The organism is Acidimicrobiales bacterium (assembly GCA_035546775.1).
In the GTDB taxonomy this organism is placed as follows: Bacteria; Actinomycetota; Acidimicrobiia; order Acidimicrobiales; family JACCXE01; genus JACCXE01.
Genome location: DASZWD010000038.1, coordinates 1 through 21,340, shown reverse-complemented (window position 1 = coordinate 21,340; position 21,340 = coordinate 1). Strand labels below are relative to the sequence as shown.

Genomic DNA, 21,340 nt, shown 5'->3' with positions numbered 1-21,340 from the left:
ATCCGCTGTTAGTAGGCGCCACGCCGACGCAACAGCGCCGGCAGCGTTGCAACCAGGACCCACAGGTCGAGCATCAGCGACCAGTTGTCCACGTAGTGCAGGTCGAAACGGGCGTAGTCGTCGAAGCTGAGCTCGTGGCGACCGTTGATCTGCCACAGACCGGTCAGGCCCGGCTTCACCCACAGACGCGCCTTGAGCCGCTCGTCGTACTTGTCGACCTCGACCGGGAGCGCGGGGCGGGGGCCGACGAGGCTCATGTTGCCCTTGAGGACGTTGAGCAACTGCGGCAGCTCGTCGAGACCGAGCGGGCGCAGCACCCGACCCAGACGCGTCACGCGCGGGTCGTCGGCAATCTTGAACAACAGGCCGTCGGCCTCGTTGTGCTCGACGAGCTGGTGACGCAGATCCTCGGCGTCGCGCACCATCGTGCGGAACTTGTACATGGTGAACAAGGCGCCGTCGAGGCCCACGCGCGTCTGCTTGAACAACACGTGCTTGCCACTGGTCACGCGGATGGCGAGCGCGATGCACGCCGCGATCGGCGCGGCGACGACGAGGAGCACCGACGCACCGACGACGTCGATGGCCCGCTTCAGGAAGCGCTTGGTCGCCGAGGCCTCGCGGCGCACGAGAATCTCGGGCGCGGTTGTCGGTGCGGTGGGGTTACTCGTCTTCTCGGCGCGCCGGAGGTCGACGACGACTTTGTCGGGGTCACGGACGTCGAGGGTGCCGAGTTCGAGCGCTTCGCGGTCAAAGGCGATCGACATCAGCTCACCGCCCCACTGCGGGTGATGCGTGTTTGCCACCACGTGCGGGCGACGAGGTAGCAGAACTTCGAGTTGCCGACGAGGTAGCGCTTCCACATCCGGCGCGGTTCTTGCGCCAAGCGGTGCGCCCACTCGAGGCCCCAATTCTGCGCCCACTTCGGCGCCCGCGAGACGAGCCCGCCGAAGACGTCGAACGAACCGCCGACGCCGACAACGAGGGCATTGCCGAACGCCGCCAGGTTGTCGCCCACGAGGTACTCCTTGCGCGGCGTGGGCAGCGCCACCAGGACCAGCTGCGCGCCGGAGGCGGCGACCTCGCCGAACACGTCGGCCTGCTCCTCGTCGGTCCAGTAACCGTTGTGGCTACCCGAGACGATCAGGTCGGGGAAGCGCCCCTGGAAGTGGGCAACACAGGCTTCGAGGGCGGCGTCGGTGGCGCCCAGGAAGTACACGCCCCAGCCGCGCTCCGCGGCGCGGGCGATGAGCGCTTCCATGAAGTCGATGCCGGCGACCCGCTCGGGCACCTTGGCCCGCAGCAGTCGCGACGCCCACACGATCGACTGACCGTCGACGTTGACCATGTCGGCATTGGCGAGCACCTCGGCGAGCCGCTCGTCGTTGCGCATGCCGACGACCTTGGCGGCGTTGATGCAAACGTGGTGGCGAGGGCTGCGGGTTTCGATGAGCGCCTCGGCACGGTCGACGGATTCGGTGAGGCTGAGCGGGTCGACGTCGAGGCCGAACAGGTTCACGGGCTGGCGCGGCGGCACGAGGCGGTGCGTCCGCAGGTCGAGCACCACCCCCTCGTCGTGGTGCTTACGAACGCGGGCGCGACGCGTGTGCTGCGCGACCGGCGCAGAACCCGTGTCGTCAAGCAGCGTCATCAGCGCTCCACCCCAATCCGCTCTTCCTCTGAGGGGAATGCCTGGGCGGAACTCCCAAGCTGCGATCCCCGTACATACGGAATCGGAGAAAGTCCCAATTCCTTACGAAATTTCTTGCCCACGCCTGCCCGCAATCCCAACTAGGACCCAACGGGGCCAAGGATTCTATAAGCGGGGGCAAAAATCCTGCGTATTCGGGCGTATTCACACCCATGTAATTCGGGGTTTACAAAACGAACACCCGGTTCAGGAAGGAGCCACGCACCATCGAGGAGACCTCGACGGTGTCGATGAGGAATGCGTGCGGCAGGTACAGCATGCGCTGCGCGCCGGAGCCGATGGGCCAGCGACGGAGCCGGAAATTGATCCACGGGATGACCCCGAGCAACGGCAACGGATTGCGGGCGATCGCCGCCACGGTTATCCCGCCGATGGCGACGAGCACGAGCTCGTGGGTCTTCTTCCAGAACAGCCGGTGCACCAGCATCGGCCGCGCCTTGACGGGGTGGAGGCGGGTGACGCGGGGGATGTCGAGCCACATCGACGCCTCGCGCAGCGCGGCGCGGTAGCTGCTCTTGCTGATGTCGTGGAGGACAACAGCGTCGTTGGCGAAGGCCACCGTGCCGCCGGATTCGAGGAGGCGCCAGCCAAGGTCGGTGTCCTCACCGCCCTTGAACCGGAAGCCGACGTCGAAGCCGCCGAGGCGTTCGAGGGCGTCACGCCGGTAGAAGATGTTGCAGGTGTGGAAGTAACGAGTTCCCGACGACTCGTTGACGCGCTGCGTGCGGCTGAACACGCCCGTGTTGCCGGCCTGCGCCGGATTGGGGTCGGTGCGGCCCACGACGACGGTGGCGCCCGTCGCCGCCATCGCCTTCAGCCCTTCTTCGAGCCAGCGCGGATCGGGCGCGCAGTCGTCGTCGGTGAAGGCGACGATCGGCGCCTTCGCCGCCCGCCAGCCGGCGTTGCGGCCCTTCGATCGGCCTTGATTCTGCGGGAACGACACGATGCGCACGTGCAGCTTCGATGCGTCGGCGAGCCGCTGCAACACGGCGCCGGTGTCGTCCTTCGATCCGTCGTCGACGATCACGACCTCGAACCGGCCGGCGTCGAGGGTTTGTGCCTCGAGCGCCGCGAAGAACGGCGGCAGTTTGTGCGCCCGCTCGAACGTCGAGCACACCACGGACACTTCAGGTGCGATGTCGGCCACGGCGGTGCAAGGTACTCGCGACGTCGCGATACAGCGCTTCGTGCTGCGGGCCGATGGCCTGTTGCCAGTCCCACGTCATGGCACGACGAACGCAGCGCGGCGCCGTCTCAGGGTCGGCCGCAAGGCTGAGTGCGTCGCCGATCGCAGCCGCGAGCGCGTCGGCGTCGCCGTGGTTCACGATGCGACCGACCTCGTCGGTCACGATGTCGTCGGCGCCGCCACCACGGCAGCCCACAACCGGTGTCCCACTCGCCAGCGATTCCGCCAGCACGAGCCCGAACGCCTCGTTGCGCGACGGCAGCACGGTCACGTGCGACGCGGCGTAACGCGCCGGCAGCTCGTCGGGCGAGCCGGCACCGACCACGTCGACGCGGTCGCGATACGGCGCTACGGCGTCGCCCGCGCTCGTGAACGCCCACTCCGGGTCGCCGGGCCCGCACAACACGAGACGAACATCGGAACGCCGAGAGGCAATCGCGCCGAAGGCTCGCAGCAAGACGTCGACGCCCTTTTCCGGCCGCATCGCCGACGCGAACAGGATCGTCGACACCGCGGTTCGGCCGGAGGGCGCGAATGCGTTCGTGCGCACTCCCGGGGCGATCACCACGGGGCGGCGCCCGAGCGTCGCCTCGACGTCGGCGGCGACGCTCTCCGACAGCGCCGTCACCGCCCCCGCCGTCCGCATGACCGCCCGCAGCACCCGCGCCTTGACCGGTTTGCTGGCCAGCAGTTCCGGCGTCGGGTAGCCGAGCAGGGTGAACACGACGCGCTGGCCCACCGCTCGGGCCGCCAGCGCCGCGTTGGGGTTGAGCGAGTGCACGACGTCGTAGCGGTGCCGCACCAGCGTCGGCACGACGCGGAGCCCAAACGTCTCCACCGACGTGACCTGCACGCGACCCCGTGCCACGCCGCGCAGGTGCGCCAGGCGCACGTCGTCGCCGTGGTCCGTGTGCGTCACCCCCGGCGCGCGCGCCGTGCCGGTGATGACGTCGACGTCGTGGCCCGCGCCGCGCAAATACCACGCGAGATCGTCGAGGTAGCGCTCGCCCCCGCGCCGCACCTCGGGCCAAACGTACGGGCTGAGTAATGCGACCCTCACTTGGAGCCGGTGCGCTCCATGTGCTCCTCGATCTGCGCGCGCCCGGCGGACGGGTCACGGTAGATACGAATGGTCTCGGCGATCGTCTCGTCCAGCGTCCACGCCGGTTCCCACCCGAGTTCCTTGTGGGCCAGCGCCGGGTCGAGCGTGAGCAAGCCGGCTTCCTGGGCGTCGGTCTCGCGCTCGATCACGATGCGGTCCTGCGCCGCGCCCCAGTGCTTCACCGCGGCGCGCGTGACTTCGAGGACGGTCGCCGCCCCGCGGGCGTGGGCGAAGTTGTACGCCGGCGACAGCGGGCGGCCGTCGAGCTGGGCGGCGGCGACGAGCAGGTAACCGTGCACGCAGTCGAGCACGTGCTGCCACGGCCGCACGGCGTCGGGGCGGCGCAGGGTGATGTTCTCTCCCGCTTCCAGCGCGCGCACGATGTCGGGGATCAAGCGATCGGCCGACCAGTCGCCGCCGCCGATGACGTTGCCGGCGCGCACGGAGGTGACCGGGGCGACGTGCAGGCCCATCAGGTCACTGCGGCGATAAGGGCCGACGGCGATCTCTGCTGCGGCCTTCGAGGCGCTGTAGGGGTCGTGGCCGCCGAGACGGTCGCCCTCGGCGAAGGGGCGACCCTCTTCGTTGTTCTCGTAGACCTTGTCGGTCGTGACCACGACGACGCCGCGCACGGACGGCACGGCCAGCGCCGCTTCGAGCACGTTGACCGTGCCCATGACGTTGGTTCCATAGGTGGCGCGCCGGTCGGCCCACGCGGCGCGCACCAGCGGTTGCGCGGCGAGATGGAACACGATGTCGGGTTCGACCGACTTGACCGCCTCGTCGACGGCGTCGGCGTCGCGCACGTCGGCCTCGATCGTGTGGGCATACGACGCCACCCCGAGGTCGACGAACGAGCCGCGCGCCGGTGGGGCGAGCGCGACCCCGTGCACCTCGGCGCCGAGCAGATTCAACCACGCCGCGAGCCACGCGCCCTTGAAACCGGTGTGACCGGTCACGAGTGCCCGCGTCCCGCGCAGCGAACCGAGCACTGCGGGATTCATACGGTCGGTAACCATAAAAGGAAATCCTCGGCGAGTTAGTTTCCTTGGCCATGTCGGTTCGGACCGTCATCCTCTGTGGTGGCAAAGGCACGCGTGCGTACCCGCAGACCGCCACCGTGCCCAAGCCGTTGCTCGAAGTTGCAGGCCAACCCGTGGTTCGGCGCGTGATGGAGATCTACGCCGCCCACGGCTTCACCGACTTCGTGCTGGCGGCCGGTTACAAGAAGGAATTGCTCGACGAGTTCGCCAAGGAACTCGACGAGCCGTGGACCGTCGACGTGATCGACACCGGCGAAGAGACCAATACGGGCGGCCGCGTCCGCGCCATCGCCGACAAGGTGGGCGACACGTTCTTCGTCACCTACGCCGACGGCCTGGGCGACGTGGACCTCCAGGCGTCGCTCGAGTTCCACCACGCGCACCGCGGTTGCGCGACGATGACCGTCGTGCCCCTTCCGTCGCAATACGGCACCGTGGATTTTGGCGACGACGGGCGCGTCGTCGGCTTCAAGGAAAAGCCGCGGTTGCCCGACCACTACATCAACGCCGGGTTCTTCGTGATGGACCGCCACTGTTTCGACAAGTGGCCTACGCCCGGTGAAGACCTCGAGCGCGACGTGCTGCCGGCTCTTGGCCGCGACGGCGAGCTGTTCGCGTACAAACACCCGGGGTTCTGGAAATCGATGGACACCTACAAGGACGCACTCGAGCTGACGTCGCTGTGCGAAGGCGGTTCGCCGCCGTGGATGCGCGTATGAGCCCCAAGGTCGATCCCCGCGGCCAGGTCTCGACGCCCGCCCGGTTAATGGGATGGGTGGGCGTGAAGGGACGCCGCAACCCCGTCGCCAAGCGCATCGTCAACATGGCGCGCTACGTCGTGCGCGGCTACGACGGCGCCAACGCGGTGTTGCAACACATCGCCACGAACGGCGAAAACTGGGTCCTCACCCAGCTCGGCCCTCAACTCGACGTCGTCTTCGACGTCGGAGCCAACGTCGGTGAGTGGACGAAGTACGCGCTCGCCGCCGGTGCCCGCGAGGTGCACGCCTTCGAGATCTCGCCGACGACCGCGGCGCAGTTGCGCGACAACCACGGCAGCGACGCCCGCGTGCACATCAACTCATTCGGACTGTCTGACGAAGCGGGCACGATCACCATTCGGCACTTCCCCGATCTGCCGGTGCTGACGACGATGACGGACTTCCCGTGGGAGATCGAGTCCGAACAGATCGAGGTGCCGGTCCGAACGGGCGACGACTACATCGCGGAGAACGGAGTCGACAAGATCGACTTCTTGAAGATCGACGTGGAAGGCGCCGAGGAGAAGGTGCTGCACGGCTTCGCCAACGCCTTCGAACGCGGGGCCATCGGTGCGGTGCAGTTCGAGTACGGCAAGTTCGTGGTGTTGACCAAGTACATGCTGCGCGACTTCTACGCGGACCTCACCAAATGGGGCTTTCTGATCGGCCGCATCCTGCCCACCGCGTGGGAGGCGGTGCCGTTCAATCTCGCCATGGAAACGCTCACCGACGCGAACTACCTCGCGGTGCACGAGTCCCGCACCGATCTCCTCAACCGGTTGAAGTAGCGCGCTTACGGCGCGATCGTCGTGCCCGCCTCGCGGAAGAACGTGCTCTGATCAGCGAGTTCGTCAGGCGAGCAAAACGCTTCGGTCTTGCCGTCGCGGAGCACGAGCACGCGGTCGCAGTGGCGCAGCGTCGACAGCCGGTGGGCGACGACGATGACGAGGGCGTGCTCACGCAGTCGCTCGATCGTCTCGACGATGACGCCTTCGGCTTTGTGGTCGAGCGCGCTCGTCGGTTCGTCGAGGACGATCAGCCCCGGTGGCACCGCCAGTGCGCGGGCGATGGTAAGGCGCTGGCGCTGGCCACCCGACAAGCCGCGGTTGCCGCGCTCGCCCACCTTCGTGTCGAAGCCTTCTTCGAACTCGAGTACGTCCACCGTCAGGTTCGCCTTGTCGGCCGCGCTCCGAACCGCCTCCTGGGTGACGCCCTCGCGCAGGAACCGGATGTTGTCCTCGACCGACGCCGTGATGAGATGACCCATCTGGGGCACCAGCACGACCTGACGCGTCCAGGACTCGCGGTCGTAGTCGCTCGCCGGACGACCGTTGACCCGGTACGTGCCCGTGGTCGGCTCGTCGAGGCGCACCAGGAGCTCCGACAGCGTCGACTTCCCGCTCCCCGACGGCCCGATGACGCCGATCAACTGCCCACGCTTCGCCTTGAAGCTCACGCCGTCGAGCGCCAACGGTTGACCCGGTTCGCCGTATGAGTAGGTGACGTTGTCGATCTCGATCTCCTCGAGGGGACCGAGCACCGCGTCGCCCACGTGCATGCGACCGGCGGCGTATTTATCGCGGCCTTCCTTGAGCTCGGCGAGCCAGGGCCGCGCCTCGGCGATCACGGGATCGGCCGCTTGCACGCCTTGGGCCTGCTGCATCGCCCGCAGCACGATGAGCAGCGCCGCGCCGATGGCACCGACGTCCTTGATGTCGAGGATGTACACGAGGGCGACGCCACCGAGCAGGATCAGGAACACGAGGCGCTGGTAGAGCACGGGGACGAAGCCCGACGCCACGCGGGTTCGGAATGCCGGACGTTCGAGTTCGTCGATCTCGGTGTTGATCTGCTCCCGGATCGGGTCTTCGACGCCGTAGGCCTTGATCTCACGGCTGGCGGAGATCGCATCGATGATCGTGCGGAAAAGCCGCCGCGTCATCATCTTCGACTCTTCGCCGGCATCGCGGGTGATCCGACGCACGGGCAAGAACCCGAACCACAGCACGGCGCCGAGGGCGATCACGACCAGCGCGATGGCTGGGGCCATGGCGGTGGCGACGACGAGGAACACGGCGAGTGTCGCCACCGAAGTGAGCTGGCTGATGATCGACGTCACCATGCTGCTGGCGCGTGGCACGTGGAAGACGATGAAGTTCACGAACGCGCTCTCGACTTCGGTGCGCTGCGTTCGCCAACTGGCGTGCGAAAACTCCTTGTAGATCGCCCGCCGCATGATCGTGTTGACCTCGGCTGTGATCCGCGACAGCTGCACCGTGATGAAGAACTGCACCAGCATCGTGACAATGGCGAGGGTCGCTCCGAGCTCCAGCAGCTGCGGGATCGACAGGCCCGTGAGACTGAAGCCGGGCAGCTTCACCGCTGACAGATCGGCGCCGTTCCGTCCGGCGATCGCGATGCCGACGGTGGCGAGAATGGCGAGGAAGGCCGATTCGCTGACACCGACGACGGCGCCCATCGCCGCCAGCATCAGGACGCGGAAGCGCCCGACGTGGACAAACTCCTCAACCTCACGCCACGCTTTGATAGAGACCGAGAACGACGGGAGGCGGCGCATGCGGACCTGAAGTTACCGGTCGCCGCCGGTCAGAACACAGACGGCCCTCGTCCGCTACGTTCTGCAGGCTGTGAGTTCCCGAATGCAAGCGTTCATCGAACAGGTCGGGAGCCGGCGTGACAGTCGAGCCGTGAAAGCGGCGGTTCGGGCGTCGCGCGCCCTCTTGCGCGGTTACGAAGGCGCCCCGGTGGTCCTGCGCGACATCGCTCACAACGGCGAGGCACGCGTCTTGCAGCAGTTGCGCGGCGAACTTGGCGTCGTGTTCGACGTCGGGGCGAACGTGGGCGAGTGGACGGCGCAGGCACTGGCGTGCGGAGCGAGCGCGGTGCACGCCTTCGAGATCTCGCCCGCCACTGCCGCGGGTCTCACAAAGCGGTACGAGAACGACGCTCGCGTGCGGGTGAACTCGTTCGGGCTCAGCTCAGCACCGGGCACCATCACCATTCACCACTACCCCGATCATCCGGCGCTGACGACGATCACGGACTACCCGCACGACGCCCAGTCGACGGCGATCGAAGCGGCGGTGTCGACGGGCGACGCCTACATGGCCGAAGCCGGCGTCGACCGCATCGACTTTCTCAAGCTCGACGTCGAGGGCGCCGAGCCGCAGGTCATCGAGGGCTTTGCCAAGGCGTTCGGGAGCGGCAGCATCGGCGCGGTGCAGTTCGAGTACGGACGAGTGTCGATCCTCACGAAGTATCTGCTGCGTGACTTCTTCGAGCAGATGACCGCGTATGGGTTTTCCGTCGGGCGGATCGCACCCAACGCCGTCGAGTTCATGGCCTACGACATGGCATTGGAGACGTTCGCCGACTCAAACTGGGTGGCGGTACACCGCGACCATCCAGAGTGGGTCGCTCGGCTTGCATGAGCAGCGCAAGCTTGCCGCCCGCAGAGGTTCGGCACAGTCCGGCGTGGGGCTCGACTAAGCCTTCGCTCAGCGTCATCGTCTCGACGTATCGGCGCGCCCACTATCTCCCCGGTCTGTTCGACGCCCTCGAACACCAAGACCTGGAGCGGTCGCGCTTCGAAGTCGTCATCGCGGATGACGCGTCGACCGACGACACCTGGGAGGTGCTCCGGCAATTCGCGGAGTCCTCGCCACTTTCGGTCTGCGTCGCGCGCCTCGCCAAGAACTCCGGGCCATCGGCGGGCAGGAACGTCGCCGTGGAGCTCGCACGGGCGCCGTTGCTGGCGTTCACCGACGACGACTGCTTACCGACACCGCGATGGGCTGCCGCGATGCTCGCCGCGCTAGAGGACGACGCGCACCGCATCGTGCAGGGGCGCACGGAGACCGAGGCCGGCGCCCGCGGGCGCTGGGACCACACCCTCGCCATTCGGGCGACGACCGACCTCTTCGAGACGTGCAACATGGGCTACCACCGCGCCGACGTGCGCGCCGTGGGGGGCTTTCGCACGCTGCCGGGTTACCGCGCCGGGCGCGGGGGCAGCCCGATGGGCGGCGAAGACACATTGCTCGGTTGGGACGTGCTGCGGGCGACTCGACAGACCACCACCGCGTTCGCCGACGACGCCCTCGTGTATCACCGCATCGAGCCACGCGACGTTCGCGGCTGGCTGCACGAGCGAAACGGCATGGACATCTTTCCCGGCCTCATCGCGGGCGTGCCCGAGCTGCGGCGCCGGTTCTTTCTCAGGTGGTTCTTCTCGGCGCGATCGGCGGCGTTCGACCTGGCGTTCGTGGGGCTGCTCGGCGCGATCGTCTTGCGTTCGTGGATCCCGTTGCTGGCGCTGCTGCCGTACGTGACCTACCTCGTCCCGCGGCGCCGGCGCGGCCTGCGGTTGTGGGCCCGAACCGTCTTCGTGTTCATCGCGGGCGACGCCGCCGCCGCCTGGAGCCTGCTGCGAGGCTCGGTGCGCTACCGCCGCTTGCTAATTTGAACTCGATGCCTGGAGGCGCGGCGGGATCAGCCGCCGACACCCTGGTGCGGCTTGACCCCCCGCATCCGCGAACCTTCCACCACATTCCGGGGTTGGACGGTGTCCGGGCAGTCGCCGTCGTGCTGGTCATCGCGTTCCACATCGGCACGCTGTGGGGCGATGGGGGCGGTTTGTTCCACGGCGGATTCATCGGCGTCGACATCTTCTTCGTCCTGAGCGGCTTCTTGATCACGTCGCTGCTCGTCGAGGAGCGGGCGAAGGTCGGCTCGGTCGGTTTCCGCAAGTTCTATGCCCGGCGGGCGCTGCGGTTGTTCCCGGCGCTGGCTGGCGTGCTCCTCGCATACCTGCTCTACGTGTGGACCACCGACGCATCGATCAAGACCACGTTGCAAGAGATCCTCTCGGTCGTGTTCTACGTGTCGAACTTCGCGCAGACCTTCTTCTTGAAGGAGATGCAGAAATCGGGATTGACCTTCACGTGGTCACTGGCGATCGAAGAGCAGTTCTACGTCGTGTGGCCCGCGCTACTCATGTTCGGTCTGCTGCGCTACGCCAAGACGCGCCAGACCGTGCTCGTCACCATCGCCCTGGGGGCGGTCGCGTCGATGGTCATCCGCATCATCGTGTGGCATTGGGGCGGGGGCTTCCCGGCCGCGTACATGCGTCCCGACTGCCGCGCCGACGGCTTGCTCATCGGCGCGTTCTGCGCATTCGCGTGGCGCTGGGAACTCGTCCCGCGGCGCTGGTTGAACGAAGTTGCGCTTCTGTGCGCCGGAGCGATCCTGGCGTTGGCCGTGCTCGTGCACCTCACCGGTGTGATGTACGACGCGGGGTTCACTGCCGTCTCCCTGGCAACGGGCGTCATCATCCTCGCGATCGCCGAAAACCGCACCAGCCTCCTGCCCGTATTGGAATGGCAACCGCTGCGCTGGATCGGCAAGGTCTCGTACGGGCTCTACCTCTGGCATCCACTGGCGATCGTGATCGCCCTCCGGGTGTTCCGAGCCGAGGGTCGCGTTTTCGTTGCGTTCGCCGCCGTTGGCCTCACGCTGCTGTCGACCGTCGCGTCGTGGCACCTCATCGAACGACCGTTCCTACGGCTCAAGTCTCGGGTCGCGGCCCCGGTCGCCCACTAACTGGTCGATGACGGACACCCTCGGTCTCGACGAGCTCGACGCGGCTGGCGCCCGTCGGTTCCACCACGTGCCGGGCCTCGACGGCATCCGCGCCGTGGCCGTGCTGCTGGTGATCGGTCTGCACTACGGCACGATGTGGAAGCCCTCGTGGCGGCCCGACGGCCTCGTCCCCGGCGGCTATGCCGGAGTCGACATCTTCTTCGTGCTCTCGGGATTCCTCATCACGACGCTGCTGGTGGGCGAGAAATCGGGGACGGGCGAGGTCAGCTTTCGGAAGTTCTACGCCCGGCGTGCCCTCCGGCTCCTCCCCGCGCTGTACGCGGTACTCGTCGTCTTCGTCGTGTATTCGCTCGCTATCGGCAGTCCGATGCGCGAAGCGACCAAGGAAGTCGCGTCGGTCGTGTTCTACGTGTCGAACTTCGCGCAGGTCTACAAGCTCCCGCACATGATCGGCTCGGGCATCGGCATGACGTGGTCGTTGGCGATCGAGGAGCAGTTCTATCTGGTGTGGCCGGCGCTACTCGTGCTCGGCGTACTCCGCTTCGCCAAGACGCGCCCCGCAGTGCTGTGGACGATCGGTGCGGGCGCGCTGTTGTCCGCTCTGATCCGAGTGGTCATCTGGAACTGGGGCGCCGGCTATCCCGCGGCGTACATGCGCCCCGATGCGCGCGCTGATGGCTTGCTCATCGGTGCACTGTGCGCGTTCCTGTGGCGCTGGGACATGGTCCCGACACGCTGGCTGCGTCAGGCCGCGATCGTCAGCGCCGCGTTCCTGGTCTTCGTCGCGTTGTTCGTGAAGGCCGAAGGTTTCGTGTTCGACGGGGGCTTCACCCTCATCTCCCTCGCCGCCGGCGTCGTGATCCTCGCGGTCGTCCTCGGCGTTCCTCCGCTCGTGGCGCCGATGGAGTGGGGCCCGATGCGGACGATCGGCAAGGTGTCCTACGGCCTGTACTTGTGGCAGACGCTTTCGTTGCGCATGGCCTCGCACGTGCTCGGCACGGGCAACCGCGTTGCGTTGACCGCAACCGGCCTCGTGATCATGGTGGGAGCGGTCACCACGTCGTGGCTTTTGATCGAGCAGCCGTTCCTGCGGTTGAAAAAGAGAGTCGCGTCACCGGTTCCGCATTAGACGCCCGGCGCGCCGGCGCACGAGCTGGAACGTATAGCCCGGGCGCAGCTTCACGGCGCGCACCTCCTGCGGCGTGGCGTAGCCCAGCTCGACCAGCAGCTCACCGCCGTGCCGGTACACGGCGTACGCCTCTGCCGGTGACAGCCCCTCGGAGTGGCGCACCTGGTGCTGACTCACCCGCGTGCCGGCTTGCGCCTCGAGCGCAGCGCGCACGCGATCGTCCACCGGCAAGCCAAGCCACGCCAGCAACTCGACCACGTGCGCCGTCGGATCGCTGAGCAACTCCTCGTACCGCACGACGCGAATTCGGTCGGACCCCGCGGCGAAAGCCTGCAACTTGCGAAACGACCGCACCCACCCTTTCGCCGCCGCAGTCGGGTCGTCGGTGCCGAACTGCACTTGCATCAACGAGTGCACGACGTCGCGCCCGTCCCGGTAGATGCCGATGATCGAAGCTTCAGGAAACAACTCGACGATCGTCTCGAGGTGGTCGACGTTGCTCGGGGTCTTCTCCACGACGCGCAATGCGTCCGGCGCGTTGTGTTCCTGCCAGTACGCAAACAGCGCGCGGGCGAAACGGCGCACGGCGGCGACGACGGCGGCGCGACCGGCGAGGCCCATCAGGGCATCGTTCGCGAGCACGTCGCGCAGACTCGTGAACAGGCAGGTTTCGCCTTCAGGGCCCGCGAGATCGGGATGGGCCTGCAACATGCGCTGCAACCACGTCGTGCCGCTGCGTGGGAACCCGACGACGATCACCGGCGCCGCCGCGTCTGTCCGCGCGTTCTGCGGCGCGGGTACGGGCGGGACCGAGGAAGGCGCCGCCGGATAGAGCGCGCGGATGATCGGTTCCATTTCGGCGTTGCCCGGTGATGCATCGGCGACTGGTCCGTCGCTGATGGCGGCATAGAGATCGTCGGTGAGCTGGCGCAGCAACAGCAGGAACGGCTTTGGCGGTGCAAAGTTGCTGAGGCCGTACTCCGCGTGCATGCCCATCACGTAGTAATCCACGATGCGCTTGACGCCGTGGGCGAACAACTCCGGCGCCAAGCCCTCCGCCGCGCCCTCGAATTGCACGTGACCGGCGCCCGGTAGCCCGGCCACATCGGCCGGTGTAAGGGCGATCTCCATCTCGAGCGAAGATCCCCGGGGCCGGTAGGCGTCGGTCAAGCCACGTAATCTACCGACGATGTCCACCGAACCTGATCGGCTGTCGGCGCGCCGCGAGTCGATCTACGACACGGTCGCCCAGGCGAGGCAACGCACGGCACCCTTCGATCCTTCGGCGAGTCCGTTGTTCGAGCACGTCGGCTTCGTCGTCGGCGCGCCCCGCAGCGGCACCACGTGGCTGCAGCAGCTGCTGTTCACCCACCCGCTGATCGCGACCGGCGGCGAGTCGCACCTGTTCTGCGAAGTGCTGCCGCCGGCATTCGAGAACTTCTTCATCGGCGACTCGGGCAACCAGCTCCACACGTGGGTGTCGCGCGACGAACTGCTCACGATTGCCCGACAATTCGCCGACTCGGTTTTCCTGGCTCAGCGCAACGGCACGCGTCCCGACGCCACCTTGGTCCTGGAGAAGACGCCGAATCACCAAATGCAGTCGGCGCTGCAAGCCGAGCTGTACCCCGACGCGCGTTACGTGCACATCATCCGCGACGGGCGCGACGCCACGTCGTCGCAGCGCGCCAACTGGAAGACCCTGTCGTCCGATTACACGCACCCCGCAGTGATGGCGCGGGCGTGGGCCGCCGAGGTGCGCGACATTCGCGCCCACTTCGGGAACCTGGCCTACCTGGAGCTGCGCTATGAGGACATCGTGCGCGATACGCCGGCGGCCCTCGCGCAGATCTTCGAGCACTTCCGGCTTCCCTACGACGCCACCCTGTGCGAGGAGGCGGCGGAGTTCGGGCGCGCCCCGGTGAACATGTTCGGGTCCTCGAAGGTGGGCGTGCGCAAGCGCGAGGGCGACACGCTGGCCGAGCGCAGCGTGGCGCGCGCCGCCGGCGGTCTGCTCACCGAGCTCGGCTACGCCGACGAAGCCGAAGTGGCACGCCTGGCGCGGCTGCGCACGCCGGCGACGGTCGCCTACGACGCCCGCGATGCGATCGGCGTGGGCGCCGAGCGCGCCCGCAACCTGTGGGCGCGCGCCAAGCGGCGCGTCCGGCGCGAGTTCAACCATCGCAAGGCAACGCCGGTGAAGGCCTACGTAAACGACTTCGCCGCCGCGCTCGAGGCACGCGACGAAACCCGGCTCGCCTCGTTGCTCGACGCCGAGGTCGCCATCGGGGGCAAGCCGCCCGTCGCTGCCGCGGCGGCGGCCACCGATCTCATCGGTCGCTTCGGCGACAGCCGGCTGGTGCACCGCAACGTGTTCGGCGGCCAGGCGCAGCTCACCTTCGTGTCGCCCCAGGGCGACCGCGTCGTGGTCGGCGTCACGCCCCGCGACGGGCGCGCCGGCGCGTTCGAGATCCTCTAGGCGCGCCTCAGCGGCCGGCGACGACCGCGGCGGCGACGGGCAACTCGACGTAGAACACCGAACCGTCACCGGGACGGCTCGTCACCGAGATGCGCCCGCCGTGGCTCTCCACGATGCCCTGGGCGATGTAGAGCCCGAGTCCGGCGCCGGCAACCTCGTGGTCTTCGGCGCGGTGCACGCGGGCGAAGCGGCCGAAGATCAGCGGTTGGTCCTCGGGCGCGATCCCGATGCCGCGATCGCGCACCGCGATGCGCAGCCGGCCCGTTCCGCTCTCGACGGCGGCCGAGACCCCGATCGCCTGATCGTGGGGCGAGAACTTGGCGGCGTTCGAGATCAGCTGACCGAGGACCTGGGTCAAACGTTCGGCGTCACCGCGGATCGGCGGCAACTCGTCGAGGTGCAACTCGATTGGTTGGGTGATCGAGCACCGCGCCGCGTCGACCGCGGCGCGAATGACGGCGCTCGGGTTGTCGATCAGGCGCAGGTCGCACGGGAAGCGACCGTCGACGACAAGCCCCGCAGTCGCTACGTCGCCCACGAGTTGCTCGAGGGACGTCACGCTGGCGTCGAGGTTCGCCAGCAATCGCTGCCGCCAACTCTCGCCAAGCGAGACCTTCTCGTCGCGCAGCACGTCGAGCGCGCCCCGGATGGCGCCGACTTGCCTGCGCATGTCGTTGCGAACGAACTCCGACAAGTCGGCGCGCAACGAGTCGACGTCGGCGCGGCGGCGCGCCGCGGTCTCCTCTTCGTCGTCGAGCATCAGGCTGCGCGCCACCCGCGTCAGCGAGGGGACGAGCACGCGGATGGTCTCGAGGACGGATTCCGACGGCAGTTCGTCGTCGGCCAGCCCGATCAACAGCAGGCCGATCGGTCCGAGCGTCGCGTGGCGGATCGTCACGCCCACGCCGTTGCGCGCGCGGGTGCGGCTCAAGAACCGCTCGACCGGCGCGACGCCGTGGGCGTCGACGCGGGCGCGAAACACCGTGGGCAGGTCGCGCACGACGCTACGGCCGTCATCGCCGAGGTCGCCTTCGTCGGGGAGGTGGATGGCGACGCGCTCGCCCACCGTGAGGACCTCGTGGTAGCCCGCACCGTCGCGCCCGAAAGCAACGAGCCCGACGGCGGTCACGTCGACCACCCGTCCGATGATCGTCTCGACGTTGTGCAGCACCTGGGCGGCGTCGAGCGCACCGGCGGTGGGCGCGACGAGTGCTTCGGACGCGTCGCGGGCGATCGCAACCCAACCCGTCACCTGCCCGTCACGCGCCGTCGCCAACCCGAGGCGCACGTCGACGAGGATCGACACGCCGTCGCCGCGGATCGCCGGCATCACCGCGCTGCGGATGTCGCCCGGCATCATGCTGCGGAACGCCTCCGCCCACGGACCGATGTCCTCGGCGATGTAATCGGCGATGCTGCCGCCGATCGCCGCGTCGGCCGGAACACCGAGCAGCCGCTCGGCGCCGGCGTTCCACGCGGTGACGCGCCCGTCGGCGTCGCCGCCGATGATGGCGTCGGCCGCGCCGGCCACGATGTGGGCGATCTCCTCGCGCGCTCGCGCCAGCGCGGCGGCGCGGCGAGCGGACTGGTCGTGGGCCACTTCGGATTCTTCCGAGAAACGCAGCAGGCGCGCCAGCACGACGATTATCAGCGCCAGGCGCGCCGGCATCTCGAGGTAGTGCACGCGTGGGAAGGCGGCGTCCGAGACGGGCGAGAGCACGAGTGGAATCAGCGCCAAGCCGAAGATGGCGGCGCGCACCGCTTCGAGGCGCGTGCGCCGCTGCGCCGGGTGGTCGGCGACGGCGACCATCGCGGGGTGCAAGGCGGCGGCGCCCAGGAACACCGCGTGGGCCAACCACGTGACTTCGACACCCGCGCCGACGTCGTAGCCATTCGCCCCGAGGTAAGCGAACACCACGTCGCCGACGGTGAGGAACAGCAGCGAGGCGATGAGGAGTTCGGTCGCGGGGTTGCGTATCCCGCGGTGCAGCGCCAGGTACATCGTGGGCACGAGGGCGGCGATGTCGGCGATCGGATACGCCGTGGCGACGAGCACGGCCGCCACCGAGCGATGGCCGCCGGCGTTCGCCGTCACGAGCGGCCCAGCGACGCCGATCGCCGCCGCCAGCGAGATCACAGCGAAGTCGAGGAACGTGTCGATCTTGCGCGACGGCAGCCGCCGTCGGGCCATACCCCACGTTGCCGCCAGCAGGAACGGATAGCTGGCGAGATAGAAGCCGTCGGCCCACGACGGCACCGGCACGGGGTCGACGTGACGAACGAGGTTCAGAACGTCGAAGGCGACGTCGCCGGCCGCGAGGCAGAACAGGCTGACCGCCGCCAGCAACCACAATTGCGGACGCGCCGGTCGGTGGCGGCGTATGCCGCACAGCACCGCCACGCCGCCGCTGGCGACGAGTCCGTCGTACAGGAATGCCTTGGCGACGTCATCGGTGAGCCGGAAGTACACGACGATCCCGACGACGCCCGCGAGCATGTACGTCGGCACATACCGCGCCGGTTCATGCGTCGACCGCCCCAGTTGCATTCTCCCCACCCCGTATTGCGAAACCAGACCGCCCCAAGACGGTAGCGAATCAGGGCGAGTTACGCCGCGGGAAGGGCAAAGCGGAAGGCGCTGCCGCGGCCCTCGTTGGGCTCGACCCACACCCGCCCGTCCATCAGCTCGACGAGTTGACGAACGGCCGAGAGACCCACCCCGTTGCCGTGGGCGACGCGCCGGCCCGACTCGAGGCGCTCGAATTGCTGGAAGACGCGCTGCGCATCCTCCTCGGAGATGCCGGGGCCCTCGTCGATGACGCTGACGACCACGGCGTCGTCCTCGCGTTCGGCGCGCAGGGTGACGCGGGTGGCGGGCGGCGCGTACTTGACGGCGTTCGACAGCAGGTTCTCGACGACGCGGGCGAACGCCGTGCGGTCGGCAACGACGAGCGCGTCCTCGGGCACCTCGAACGCCACCGTGTAGGCCTCGAGCATGATGCCCATGCGGTCGATGGCACCGGCGAGTTCGTCGCCCACATTGCATATCTCGAGTTCGATCTCGTAGCGACCCGTCTCGAGCTTGAGGTGTTCGAGCACCGACGTGATGCGCCGGTCGAGCTCCTCGCCCGAGCGGACGATGTCGCGCACGTATTCGCGCCGGGTCGCTTCTTCCATGTCGTCCCAGTCGCTGTCGAGCAGCCAGCTCAACCCGACGATGCCAGTGAGCGGCGTGCGGAAGTCGTGGGTGACGGCCGCGATGAGCGCGGCGCGCGAAGCGTCGAGCTCGCGCAGCTGCTGGGTGATCGACCGCTCCTGCTCGAGGGCGAGTTCGCGTAACCCGGCGACGATGAGATCCTCGGTCACGTCGCGTGACACGACGACGACCATGTCGCCGGACTTGGTCACCCGCACTTCGCAGGCCCGCCGCTCGGTGACGCCGTCGCCGCGGTCGCGCACGCGCCACAACGACGGATGCACGTACACCTCGCCGGTGTCGATCACGTGACGGAACGCCTCGAACAGCTCGCTCGGCTCCAAGCCGACCGTTGCCGCCGCGGTGTTGGCGTACACCCACTCGAAGTCCACGACGAGACCGTCGTCGGCACGAATGGCGCGAAACGCCGACACCGCGTCGGGGAGGTTGTCGACGACTGCACGGAGCGGAAATGCAGTGGCGAGTGCCTCGTTCACATCAACTACATCGGAGCCGTTGGGATCCAATTGATGGATTGTTGGGATTCCCAACGACTTGGGAGTTGGGATCTAGAAGACTTCCCAACGACTTGGGAATTAGCTGATGACCAGGCCTTCTTCGGGGTTGGCGCTCACCGTGACGTGCACGACGTCGCCGTCGGTGACCTTGCCCTCGAGCAACGCCATCGCCAGCTTGTCGCCCACTTCGCGCTGGATCAGCCGCTTGAGCGGACGGGCGCCGAACACTTCGTCGTAGCCGTGCTCGGCGATCCAGGTGCGGGCTTCGGGCGACACGTCGAGCGCCAGGCGGCGCGCTTCGAGGCGCTCCTCCAAGTAGCCCAACTGGATGTCGACGATGCCGGCCATGTCCTCACGCTGGAGCGAGCGGAACCGGATGATCTCGTCAATGCGGTTGATGAACTCCGGCTTGAAGTACTCCCGCGGATCGCCCGGCAGGTTCGACGTCATGATCAACACCGCGTTGGTGAAGTCGACCGTGCGGCCCTGGCCGTCAGTCAACCGGCCGTCGTCGAGGATCTGGAGCAGCACGTCGAACACGTCGGGGTGCGCCTTCTCGATCTCGTCGAGGAGGATGACGGCGAAGGGCCGGCGCCGCACCGCTTCGGTGAGCTGGCCGCCCTCGTCGTAGCCGACGTAGCCCGGAGGGGCACCGATCAGGCGCGACACGGCGTGACGCTCCATGTACTCCGACATGTCGATGCGGACCATCGCCTTTTCGTCGTCGAAGAGGAAGTCGGCGAGACTGCGCGCCAGCTCCGTTTTGCCGACGCCCGTCGGGCCGAGGAACAGGAACGAGCCGATCGGACGGTTGGGGTCGGACAGGCCGGCCCGCGAACGACGGATGGCGTTGGACACCGCGGTGACGGCGTCGGCTTGGCCCACGACTCGCTGGTGCAGCACGTCTTCCATGCGCACGAGCTTCGACACTTCGCCTTCGAGCAGCTTGCTGACGGGGATGCCCGTGGCCTTCGCGACGACTTGGGCGACGTCTTCGTCGTCGACCTCTTCCTTCAGCATCGGCGAGTCGCCCTGCAACTCGTTGAGGTGCGCCGTGGCCTCGTTGACCGCCGCTTCGAGCGCGGGAATCTGGCCGTAGCGAATCTCGGCCGCCTTCTCGAGGTCGGCCTCGCGCTCGACCGCGAGCTTCGCCGCCTCGAGGGCTTCCTTGCGCTCGCGGATGACCTGAATGGCTTCCTTCTCGGACTGCCACTTGGCCTTCATTGCCTGGCTCTCTTCTTGCAGGTTCGCCAGTTCCTCGTCGAGCTTCGCCAGCCGCTCCTGGGACGCGGCGTCCGTCTCCTTGGCCAGCGCCACACGCTCGATCTCCAGCTGGCGGATGCGGCGCTCGACGACGTCGATCTCGGTCGGCAGCGAGTCGATCTCGATCCGCAACCGCGACGCCGCTTCGTCGATTAGGTCGATCGCCTTGTCGGGGAGGAAGCGGCTGGTGATGTAGCGCTGCGACAGCACAACGGCGGCGACGAGGGCGGAGTCCTGAATGCGCACGCCGTGGTGCACCTCGTAGCGCTCCTTGAGGCCGCGCAGGATGGCGATGGCGTCGGGCGTGGAGGGCTCGCCGACGTAGACCTGCTGGAAGCGGCGTTCCAGCGCCGGGTCCTTCTCGATGTACTTGCGGTACTCGTCGAGCGTGGTCGCCCCGACCATGCGCAGCTCGCCGCGCGCCAGCATCGGCTTGATCATGTTGCCGGCGTCCATCGACCCTTCGGCCGCGCCGGCGCCGACGATGGTGTGCAACTCGTCGACGAAGGTGATGACTTCGCCTTCGGCGTCGGTGATCTCCTTGAGGACGGCCTTGAGCCGCTCCTCGAACTCGCCGCGGTACTTCGAACCCGCCACCATCGAGCCGAGGTCGAGCGCGATGAGGCGCTTGTTCTTGAGCGACTCGGGCACGTCACCTTCGACGATGCGATTGGCGAGGCCTTCGACGATGGCCGTCTTGCCCACGCCGGGCTCGCCGATCAGCACCGGGTTGTTCTTGGTGCGGCGGCTGAGCACCTGGATGACGCGGCGGATCTCCTCGTCGCGTCCGATGACGGGGTCGAGCTTGCCGCTGCGCGCCGCTTCGGTGAGGTCGCGGCCGTACTTCTCGAGGGCCTGGAAGGTCGACTCGGGATCCTGGCTCGTGACGCGGTGGCTGCCGCGCACGTCCTTGAGCGCGTCGAGCAGCTGGTTCTTGTCGAGGTTGAGTTGCTGGGCGAACTGGAGGAGCAGGTGCTCCGTCGACAGGTACTCGTCGCCCAGATTGCGCTGCTCCTCGACCGCACCCTCGATGAGCGCCGACAACGCGCGGCTGAGGGTGGGCTCGCTGCCGCCGTACTGCTTGGGCAGCTTGTCGAGCGCGTTCTCGACGGCGTTGCGGGCCGACAGTGGCGTGACACCGACGCGCTGGAGCACCGGCAACACGACGGTGTCGGCCTGCCCGAGCAGCGCGGCCAACAGGTGGTCGGGCGTGACCTCGGGGTTGTTCGACGCCTTGGCGCGACTGATGGCCTCCTGCAGCGCTTCTTGAGTCTTGAGGGTCCAGCGGTTCGGATCGAGAGGCAACTCTTAGTGTCTTCCTGTCTAGATA

The 21,340-nt window shown here is 67.8% G+C and carries 17 protein-coding genes; 7 read left to right on the top strand and 10 right to left on the bottom strand.

Translation table 11 applies throughout. The features are described from left to right. Window positions 1-8: 8 nt before the first annotated feature. The 5 genes from VHC63_09245 to rfbG all read right to left on the bottom strand — a co-directional run bounded on the left by VHC63_09245 (window position 9) and on the right by rfbG (window position 5,003). Window positions 9-767: a sugar transferase gene (locus tag VHC63_09245; protein ID HVV36772.1), complete on the bottom strand. Its 759-nt coding sequence runs from the start codon at window positions 765-767 to the stop codon at window positions 9-11. Beyond that, window positions 767-1,651 (bottom strand): WecB/TagA/CpsF family glycosyltransferase, encoded by an 885-nt coding sequence (locus tag VHC63_09240; GenBank protein HVV36771.1) that lies wholly within the window; start codon window positions 1,649-1,651, stop codon window positions 767-769. The genes VHC63_09245 and VHC63_09240 overlap by 1 nt, the downstream gene beginning before the upstream one ends. Window positions 1,652-1,877: 226 nt before the next feature. Then, the gene (locus tag VHC63_09235) at window positions 1,878-2,858 is read right to left on the bottom strand and encodes a glycosyltransferase (protein ID HVV36770.1); all 981 of its coding nucleotides are present in this window, start codon (window positions 2,856-2,858) and stop codon (window positions 1,878-1,880) included. Further along, complete coding sequence (locus tag VHC63_09230; GenBank protein HVV36769.1) at window positions 2,839-3,918, bottom strand: glycosyltransferase family 4 protein; 1,080 nt, start codon at window positions 3,916-3,918, stop codon at window positions 2,839-2,841. The genes VHC63_09235 and VHC63_09230 overlap by 20 nt, the downstream gene beginning before the upstream one ends. A 35-nt stretch (window positions 3,919-3,953) precedes the next feature. Next, window positions 3,954-5,003 (bottom strand): CDP-glucose 4,6-dehydratase, encoded by a 1,050-nt coding sequence (gene rfbG, locus VHC63_09225; protein ID HVV36768.1) that lies wholly within the window; start codon window positions 5,001-5,003, stop codon window positions 3,954-3,956. Window positions 5,004-5,053: 50 nt separating this feature from the next. Here rfbG and VHC63_09220 point away from each other — a divergent pair, with 50 nt between their 5' ends. Together VHC63_09220 and VHC63_09215 are read left to right on the top strand one after the other, a co-directional pair. Continuing rightward, on the top strand, window positions 5,054-5,761 hold the full coding sequence (locus VHC63_09220) for a sugar phosphate nucleotidyltransferase (GenBank protein ID HVV36767.1): 708 nt from the start codon (window positions 5,054-5,056) through the stop codon (window positions 5,759-5,761). Beyond that, window positions 5,758-6,591, top strand: coding sequence for an FkbM family methyltransferase (locus VHC63_09215; protein HVV36766.1), 834 nt, complete (start codon window positions 5,758-5,760; stop codon window positions 6,589-6,591). The genes VHC63_09220 and VHC63_09215 overlap by 4 nt, the downstream gene beginning before the upstream one ends. A 5-nt stretch (window positions 6,592-6,596) precedes the next feature. Here VHC63_09215 and VHC63_09210 read toward each other — a convergent pair whose 3' ends face one another. After that, entirely contained in the window at window positions 6,597-8,381 is a 1,785-nt protein-coding gene (locus VHC63_09210) for an ABC transporter ATP-binding protein (protein HVV36765.1), read from the bottom strand. A gap of 130 nt (window positions 8,382-8,511) precedes the next feature. Between VHC63_09210 and VHC63_09205 the strand changes: the two genes are divergently transcribed. From VHC63_09205 to VHC63_09190, 4 genes are all read left to right on the top strand, one after another. Further along, on the top strand, window positions 8,512-9,255 hold the full coding sequence (locus VHC63_09205; protein HVV36764.1) for an FkbM family methyltransferase: 744 nt from the start codon (window positions 8,512-8,514) through the stop codon (window positions 9,253-9,255). Then, entirely contained in the window at window positions 9,252-10,289 is a 1,038-nt protein-coding gene (locus VHC63_09200; GenBank protein HVV36763.1) for a glycosyltransferase, read from the top strand. The genes VHC63_09205 and VHC63_09200 overlap by 4 nt, the downstream gene beginning before the upstream one ends. A gap of 92 nt (window positions 10,290-10,381) precedes the next feature. After that, window positions 10,382-11,425 carry an acyltransferase gene (locus VHC63_09195; GenBank protein HVV36762.1) on the top strand — a complete coding sequence of 348 codons (1,044 nt, stop codon included), beginning with the start codon at window positions 10,382-10,384 and terminating at the stop codon, window positions 11,423-11,425. A gap of 7 nt (window positions 11,426-11,432) precedes the next feature. Continuing rightward, window positions 11,433-12,554 (top strand): acyltransferase, encoded by a 1,122-nt coding sequence (locus VHC63_09190; protein ID HVV36761.1) that lies wholly within the window; start codon window positions 11,433-11,435, stop codon window positions 12,552-12,554. On the opposite strand, the gene VHC63_09185 is transcribed toward VHC63_09190, so the two are convergent. Further along, window positions 12,537-13,724 carry a sulfotransferase gene (locus VHC63_09185; GenBank protein HVV36760.1) on the bottom strand — a complete coding sequence of 396 codons (1,188 nt, stop codon included), beginning with the start codon at window positions 13,722-13,724 and terminating at the stop codon, window positions 12,537-12,539. The genes VHC63_09190 and VHC63_09185 overlap by 18 nt on opposite strands. A 19-nt stretch (window positions 13,725-13,743) precedes the next feature. Here VHC63_09185 and VHC63_09180 point away from each other — a divergent pair, with 19 nt between their 5' ends. Next, the gene (locus VHC63_09180; GenBank protein HVV36759.1) at window positions 13,744-15,033 is read left to right on the top strand and encodes a sulfotransferase; all 1,290 of its coding nucleotides are present in this window, start codon (window positions 13,744-13,746) and stop codon (window positions 15,031-15,033) included. A gap of 7 nt (window positions 15,034-15,040) precedes the next feature. Here the strand turns inward: VHC63_09180 and VHC63_09175 are convergent, their stop codons facing one another. The 3 genes from VHC63_09175 to VHC63_09165 form a co-directional block, all read right to left on the bottom strand. Then, window positions 15,041-17,581 (bottom strand): ATP-binding protein, encoded by a 2,541-nt coding sequence (locus VHC63_09175; protein HVV36758.1) that lies wholly within the window; start codon window positions 17,579-17,581, stop codon window positions 15,041-15,043. Between the two features lie 59 nt (window positions 17,582-17,640). Continuing rightward, window positions 17,641-18,726, bottom strand: a complete 1,086-nt coding sequence (locus VHC63_09170; GenBank protein ID HVV36757.1) for an ATP-binding protein — start codon at window positions 18,724-18,726, stop codon at window positions 17,641-17,643. A gap of 99 nt (window positions 18,727-18,825) precedes the next feature. Further along, the gene (locus VHC63_09165) at window positions 18,826-21,315 is read right to left on the bottom strand and encodes an AAA family ATPase (GenBank protein HVV36756.1); all 2,490 of its coding nucleotides are present in this window, start codon (window positions 21,313-21,315) and stop codon (window positions 18,826-18,828) included. Between the last annotated feature and the right edge of the window lie 25 nt (window positions 21,316-21,340).